This is a genomic window from Halobacterium sp. KA-4 (assembly GCF_021028995.1).
In the GTDB taxonomy this organism is placed as follows: domain Archaea; phylum Halobacteriota; class Halobacteria; order Halobacteriales; family Halobacteriaceae; genus Halobacterium.
This window is the reverse complement of the sequence record NZ_JAJJZG010000039.1, coordinates 1-5,808: the sequence shown is the minus strand read 5'-3', so window position 1 is coordinate 5,808 and position 5,808 is coordinate 1. Positions and strand designations below refer to the sequence as shown.

5 protein-coding genes and 2 pseudogenes are annotated in these 5,808 nt (G+C 54.7%); 5 read left to right on the top strand and 2 right to left on the bottom strand.

The annotated features are described in order from the left end of the window. The first annotated feature begins 511 nt into the window (after window positions 1-511). Window positions 512-1,357 (top strand): ATP-dependent sacrificial sulfur transferase LarE, encoded by an 846-nt coding sequence (gene larE, locus LPA44_RS17795; RefSeq protein WP_230890821.1) that lies wholly within the window; start codon window positions 512-514, stop codon window positions 1,355-1,357. A 68-nt stretch (window positions 1,358-1,425) separates the two neighbouring features. On the opposite strand, the gene larB is transcribed toward larE, so the two are convergent. Both larB and LPA44_RS17785 read right to left on the bottom strand, forming a co-directional pair. Then, the gene (gene larB / locus LPA44_RS17790; RefSeq protein WP_230890820.1) at window positions 1,426-2,172 is read right to left on the bottom strand and encodes a nickel pincer cofactor biosynthesis protein LarB; all 747 of its coding nucleotides are present in this window, start codon (window positions 2,170-2,172) and stop codon (window positions 1,426-1,428) included. A 2-nt stretch (window positions 2,173-2,174) separates the two neighbouring features. Then, on the bottom strand, window positions 2,175-3,506 hold the full coding sequence (locus tag LPA44_RS17785; RefSeq protein ID WP_230890819.1) for a DUF362 domain-containing protein: 1,332 nt from the start codon (window positions 3,504-3,506) through the stop codon (window positions 2,175-2,177). Between the two features lie 129 nt (window positions 3,507-3,635). Between LPA44_RS17785 and LPA44_RS17780 the strand changes: the two are divergent. From LPA44_RS17780 to LPA44_RS17765, 4 genes and pseudogenes are all read left to right on the top strand, one after another. After that, window positions 3,636-4,199: pseudogene (locus LPA44_RS17780) on the top strand (transposase); the annotation flags it as partial. Between the two features lie 98 nt (window positions 4,200-4,297). Next, window positions 4,298-4,498 (top strand): hypothetical protein, encoded by a 201-nt coding sequence (locus tag LPA44_RS17775; protein WP_230890818.1) that lies wholly within the window; start codon window positions 4,298-4,300, stop codon window positions 4,496-4,498. Between the two features lie 79 nt (window positions 4,499-4,577). Next, window positions 4,578-5,213, top strand: a complete 636-nt coding sequence (locus tag LPA44_RS17770; RefSeq protein ID WP_230890817.1) for an IS6 family transposase — start codon at window positions 4,578-4,580, stop codon at window positions 5,211-5,213. Window positions 5,214-5,490: 277 nt separating this feature from the next. Next, a pseudogene (locus LPA44_RS17765) lies at window positions 5,491-5,808 on the top strand (IS4 family transposase); the annotation flags it as partial.

Genomic DNA, 5,808 nt, shown 5'->3' with positions numbered 1-5,808 from the left:
CCGCCGACAGCGACAGCTCTCTATTGGTTCGTCCAAGATTCTCACATCGAGACCGCCGGTGCAACCGCTCCGCCACAGAATTCAGGCTTCAGAAACAGCTAGCCGAGGATGCTTTGTGAGGTACTGAACCTACGCTGTGGATCTTTCTACTGATGAACGGGCCGAGCTGAACGCACTCCTCTTGTCATGAAAATAGATTCTCTACAATTCGAGCAATATATTCCGGTATCAGTAGACCCTCGTACTTATCTGCTGATATAAACTGTGTATGTTCGAGACTGTACTCCATACTGGTACTGGGCTTTCAGATCTCTGGTTGACGCTTCTTCCAAGCCTCTTGTCGTTTGTAGTCGGGCTCGGACTTGGTTCATACTCAGACCGCTTGCGTAACTGGGCTAATTATCAATCAGAACCAACAACGGAATAGTCACGAGCTGCACTCTCACAGCGAGGCCTCTCAAGAGAGGGTAATTCGGCACGTTTTTGCCTGGGACTGATAAGCAATACCAATATGGGATCAATCGAAGAAGCGATAACCAGTATTACTGCTGATTTCGCAGAATTCGACGGTGTCCTCGTTGCGTTCTCTGGCGGCGTTGACTCAAGTGTCGTAGCAGCGCTTGCTAATGAGGCGTTGGGGGACAATGCGATTGCCTGTACAGCAAAAAGCGAGACGCTCCCGGAAGCCGAACTCGAAGAGACGAGGCAAATCGCCGGCGAAATTGGAATCTGCCACAAAGTGGTGGAATTCTCGGAACTCGACAGTGAGGCGTTCCGTCGCAATGACGAAGAGCGGTGCTACCATTGTCGGACAATGCGTCTCTCGGCAATGTACGATGTGGCACGAGAACAAGGGATTAAGACCGTTTGTGACGGGACAAACGCGTCTGATCCCGGCAACGGACATCGTCCGGGGCTCCGGGCTGTCGAGGAGCTAAACGCATACTCGCCACTGTTAGAGCATGATGTTGCGAAAGCGGAGGTGCGAGAGATCGCTCGTGAATTTGATCTCTCAGTTGCGGACAAGCCATCGATGGCATGTCTTTCCTCGCGAATTCCCACTGGGCTGGAGGTCACCGAAGAACGGCTGACTCGTATCGAGAAGGCCGAACAGATCCTCCGGACCTGGGGATTCGAACAGTTTCGTGTACGCGACCATGACGGGCTTGCTCGTATCGAAGTGGCGTCTGACGAACTGGAAGCAGCGCTCGATCTCGACTTCGTTCGGACAGCCCGAGAGCACATCGCTGATCTGGGATTCGACCATGTGACACTGGACCTCCATGGCTATCAGACCGGCAGCGTGAGTCCAGAGACCAACGACGCCAGAATCGACACACCGTCCAACGAAAAATAGCGGAGATCCAGTCGTCGAAGATATGTTCGCTGGCGACGAGTCGACCGCCGCAAACAGATCACAGTAACCTACCCGCGTGCGGCCTGCGCTGCCTGTGCGCCAGCAACGAACCCGGCGTCAATGTTGACGACGCTGAGGACGGTACAAGACTGGAGCATTCCCAGTAGGGCAGCTTTGCCATCTGCGCCCGCCCCATAGCCGATTGAGACGGGGAGACCGATGACCGGGGCGTCAACCATCCCGGCTACGACTGTCGGCAATGCGCCCTCTCGTCCGGCAGCAACGATGACACAGTCAGCATTATCGAATTGGTGCCGTTCTGCAAACATTCGGTGAATCCCAGCAACGCCGATATCGTAAATAGTCTCAACCTTACAACCCATCTCACGGGCAGTGATGGCGGCTTCTTCCGCGACTGGTATGTCTGATGTCCCTCCCGCAAGGACAGCGACTGTCCCGTCAGTTGCTGGTGGTTCATACTCTGAGGTTCGCAGGACCATGATTTGGGCCTGCTCAATCCATTCGAGTTCAATTGCTGACGACTGGACGTCCTTGAGCGCTATCTTGGTCTCGTCGTCAATCCGAGTTATGATTACTCGACCTTTCTTCTCGAGTGCTTGCTCCGCGATCGACGCCACGTCAGCCGGGCGTTTTCCGTCCGCAAGGATAACCTCTGGAACGCCGTTGCGGTCTTCTCGACGCGTATCGAAACGGGCAAAATCATCCACACGTGTGAACCCTTCAATACGCTCACGCGCCTCCGTGACACTCAACTCGCCTGCCGAGACATCTTCAAGGATCGATTCGAGGTTCATCTCTACTCTTGGGGCGACGGCGCTGCGAACTGGCCGTCATCGAACTCGATTGGCTCCGGTTCACTAACGACGCGGAGGTCGTCTCTCTTCCGGGCCTCTTCGACAAGTGCATCGGATGCATAGAACCGACCCAGATGCATTGTGTCGCGCGCATGGATTACTCGTAGATCCTTGATGTCGATCACACCGATTGTCGACAAGGCAGCAACTATCCCTGCACGGTCAGTCTCGACTGCCGGCGGAAGACGGACTCCACGGATCGTACTGGCAGTGATCGCATTGATTAGCGTGTCCGGGGCGTTTACTTCAGTTACGATATCCTCGTGGATGAAATCCGCTGATCCAATTCCCATGGCGTTTCCGTGGGTCGTTTCGGTCAGCCCACGGACGTAGATGCGTTTGATATCAGGAAGATCGGGTTCGGGCTCATTGATTGCGAACGGGCGTCGCCCAATAACGTTGGTGTCCATGCCCTGTCCGCTAATGTCTTTGCCCTGTTCGTTGAGGACGAGGATATCGACTTCATCAAACGGAATTTTAGGCATAATCTCGTAAGCGGTCTTGAGCAGTTCGGCCTCGCGGTCGAGGAAGCCATCAGGGCGGATTCCCTCGATATGACCTGTATCATCGTGTTGATCCTCGACGACGGCGACACCGCCAACGATTGGCAGTGACTCCAGCAGCTGCGAGGTGATCTCGGGGATCATGTTGCGGAAACTCCAGTTGACAGCCCATTCATGGGCAATCTTGGCCCCGCGTTGTTTCCCCATACCGATCACCATCATCTTCGAGAGGCCACTTTCGACAGTCCCGTCAAAGTCGGTGTGGGGCTTGATCCGATTGACAGGCAGGATGGCATCAGCGCCTGCAGCATTCGCGTCGGCAACAACCGGAACACCACGATCGGGGGTCTCGCCAACCTGAACGACCTCCATGCTCGAGCGGATTTCACACCCGACTTTCGCTTCGGTTACGCCTAGCGACTCGAGCATTTCTCGTTGCCCCTCCGCGGTTGCGCCACCGTGACTTCCCATCGCGGGGAAGATAAACGGTTCATAGCCGAGATCCTCGAGGCGTTCGATCACGCCATGAACGAGCAACGGGAGATTTGCGATCCCTCGGCTCCCGACACCGACAGCAACCTCACCGCCCTCAGGGATGTTCTCGAGGGAGAGATTCTCTACTGCATCACCAGCCCGCTCAGGGATCTGATCAGCTGGGATGGGGTCTGTATCCCACACCTGTTCGATGATCCCCAGTTTCGGAAGCTTGGTATCACCGCACGCTTCAAGTACTGTCTCCTCTGGGACGGCTAATTCGGAACGCGAATCCATACTAAGCGAATGAAAGAACACTCTTCAGTAAAAGAATATCGCTCTTGCGTAGGAGATTGTTGATACTGCTGAGCGGTCGCTGTGGAGTCGAAGAGGACAAGGGCACCGCGTCAGCGGTGCCCAACACGAATGATTCCGCTAGATGTGCTTGGGTCGGAATCGGTCGCAGCGGACCTGTTGGCGCAGGTTCGCTTGCGTGACGGCGTCTATTGCCCGTGCTACCGTGCCGAATCGGTGATTCGGTATGGCAGCTATCGGGTGTTTCAACGGTATCGCTGTAAGAATTGCGACCGCACGTTCAACGATAAGACCGGCACCGTCTTCGAGCATTCTTCGATCGCACTCAGAACGTGGTTTCTCGCCGTCTACGCCTACATTCGCTTCAATACCAGTCTTCGGCAACTGGATGTGGAGATCGAGGTCTCCTACAAGACGGTGTACCGGCGCGTCCAGCGCTCGCAGGACCAGTTGAAATCGACGAACTTAGTGAAAGCTGGGCTCAATAGCCGCGAGCGCGACCAAGAGTTGCGCTCGCGTGGCCTGTCCACACGCGGTCGTGGCACGTACCACGAGGACAAGCCACCGGTGTTCATTCTCGCTGATCGTGGCATCGGACAACGATACGTGGTCCTAGCGAAAGCTGCCACCAAATCGACGATTCGACTCTTGCTTACTGACCGCCAGCAGGAGTCGAGGGTGTCATAGAAGAGTTCTCATGGTTTGATGAATCAGCTCTAACGAATTAAAAGAGCCGTACACTTGGTGTACGCTGCTCTTAGCTTGTTGTAGCTATGGCAAAAGAGAAGTTCGGAGTCACTGTTGACGCGGAAATCCTGCGAGAAGTGGATGAACTGGTCGCTGAGTGTGACGATCTCGGAGTCAGCCGCTCCGGGACCGTCGAGGCCATCCTCACAGCGTTCGTTCAATCTGAGTCAAACCACGCTGAGCGAGTGAGAGAAATTATAATTCAGAAACGACAGGACACTCTCTAAGCGTCTCAACATATCGTGCACCGAGGGCGGTGTTCAGATAAGGATTGAAAGGTGAGGCGGAGCGTTTTCTGAGTGATCTATGCCCGAAAACGCCCGCCTCAACGGGAATATCGACCAGATCGACTTAGAGTTTGTTGAACGAGAAGCGGCACCGCGATTGCTGGTGAAGCTCAGTATTCAGCTGCATCTTGCTGGACTCTCGCTTTCGAATACTGTTTCTATTCTTGAGATATCCGGTGTCGAGCGCGCTCGATCAACCGTTCATAATTGGGTTCACAAGGCCGACCTACAGCCTGAACCTGGTCGGTGTCCGGATCACATCGCGGTTGACGAGACCGTGATCCAACTCGACGACGAGCAATATTGGCTGTACGGCGCTGTTGATCCCGAAACAAATGAATTACTGCATACAAAGCTTGAACCGACGACAACAAAGGTTCTCGCTCATTCGTTTCTGACGGAACTCTCCGAGAAACACGACGTCTCCGACGCCGTGTTTCTCGTCGATGGGTCGCACTCGTTACAAGACGCGTGTCAGCGTCACGGCTTCGATTTCAGATACGAGAAACATGGAAACCGGAATGCTGTCGAACGTGTCTTTTGCGAGATAAAACGGCGAACTCTCTGTTTCTCAAACTGTTTCAGCAACGCCGCAGCAGAAACTGCCGACAACTGGCTCAGATCGTTCAGCTTCGCATGGAATCAGCTTATCTGAACATCTATGGAAACGCTGCTACCTACACAAACCACCGTTTTCGATAAAATAGTTACGCCGTCCCGGGATCTGCTGCTGACACAGCCGACAGGCGGTCCCAATCGTCAGGCGGTGCGGTCGCTGTCTGGCGATAGCTACCGCTCACCGCTGGCCTCGGCCGACCACTGAGGGCCGCCCGCTCGGCGGCCCTCAGAATCCTCGTCTACGCGCTTATACCAGGTGGGTCACTGTCCCGTTTCGAGTAGATAAATCTGGGTGGGAGCTCTAGCTTGTGGTGATGGAAACACAGGTTGACGAACCGATCGAGAGCTCTTCTCCATTAACTGTCGGAACTGCATTTTACTCCCTGCTCGACATAGTCGAGCAGCGAGTCCATTGCCAACGACTTCGAAATCGGAACGCATACCGCCAAACACGACTTCAACAACCACCTCAAAGTCGCCATCTTCGAAGGTATCCACCCATCCAACTCACTCGCTGAACTCGCCGAGAAAACCAACACCCACGATGAATTGGCGCATATGGCTGGCTCGACGTTCTCTCGGCTGACGAACGACCGCGACTACCGCGCGGTCGTTCGTCTCTTCTTCGAGTT